Below are 1103 nucleotides of genomic sequence, written 5' to 3' on the forward strand. Positions count from 1 at the left end.
GAGTGGAAGAGTTCATGCAGCGGCGGATGCACGCGCGGCCGCACGATCTCGGCCAGACCCAGCGCCGTAAACCCCAGAAAGCGTGGCCGCAGCGGATCATGCGCCAGCGCCGCCCCGATCGTCTCCCCCAGCGCCCGGCGCTTGCGTATGGCGAGACCGGCCACATCCACGATAATCGCACCCGACAGGTTCCGCAGCCGCAACTGGTGCAGGAGATCCGGCAGGGCGTCGCGGTTGGCGGCGAACTGGGCGGTCTGCTTGGGGCGTCTGTCCGCGCTGGTGGCCCCGCCATCCATGTCGATCGCCACCAGCGCCGGGGTGGGGGTAATGCTGGCCGACATGCCGCCGGGCAGCGCCACGACGGGGTCTTCCAGCGCATCGGCCAGTGCGCGCAGTTCACTGTCAAACGCGGAGGTGGCGCGCGTGATCCGGGGGTGCAGGGTGGCCGGTATCAGGGTCGCGACATGCGCGTCATCAATCACGATCGGCGCATCGGGATACTGGTGGGCAAGCCGTTCCAGCGGTGTCGGCCCGCGCCGCAGCAGCCTGGGTTCAGCGCCGCCAGGCAGGTTGGAGGGCAGGTTGCGCGCGCCCAGTCGCACGCCTTTGCCGCCCTGCGCGCTGCGGGTGACGGTGACAAGAACGTTCTGCCCCTGTGTCAGGGGGCCAAGCCCTTCGGAATCAGGCAGGAAACCCGCCTGTTCCTGTCCGGGCAGGGCGATGAAGGTGCCCCCAAGGGCGGGGACATGGGCGCTGACGGGTGCGCGATAGATATCGCCCACCCCATCGGCCATGTCGGGTCGCCATAGGGCGAAATCCCGCAGCAGGCCATTGCCGGTTACGGCAATGCGGATTTCCCCCGGCCCGCTGCTGGCGCAGATGCGCGTGTTCAACGGAGCCAGTTCCCCTTCTGCCCGCGCAGCATCTGGGCGGTCTCGAACAGGGGCAGGCCCACGATACCCGTGTAACTGCCCGACAGGAACCGTACGAAGGCCGCCGCATGCCCCTGTATGGCGTAGCCGCCCGCCTTGTCGTGCCAGTCCCCGGCCGTGACCAGCGCCTCGATCTGCACGGGGGTCAGGCGGGAGAACGTCACCGTACTG

The 1103-nt window shown here is 68.9% G+C and carries 2 protein-coding genes; both read right to left on the minus strand.

Annotated elements, in window-relative coordinates:
- The coding region (locus tag JCM25156_RS17650; RefSeq protein ID WP_025814199.1) for a ribonuclease E/G at positions 1-893 on the minus strand (893 nt) is incomplete at its 3' end.
- The coding region (locus tag JCM25156_RS17660) for a Maf family protein (RefSeq protein ID WP_025814200.1) at positions 890-1103 on the minus strand (214 nt) is incomplete at its 5' end. The genes JCM25156_RS17660 and JCM25156_RS17650, both read right to left, overlap by 4 nt.

Source organism: Komagataeibacter kakiaceti JCM 25156, assembly GCF_000613305.1.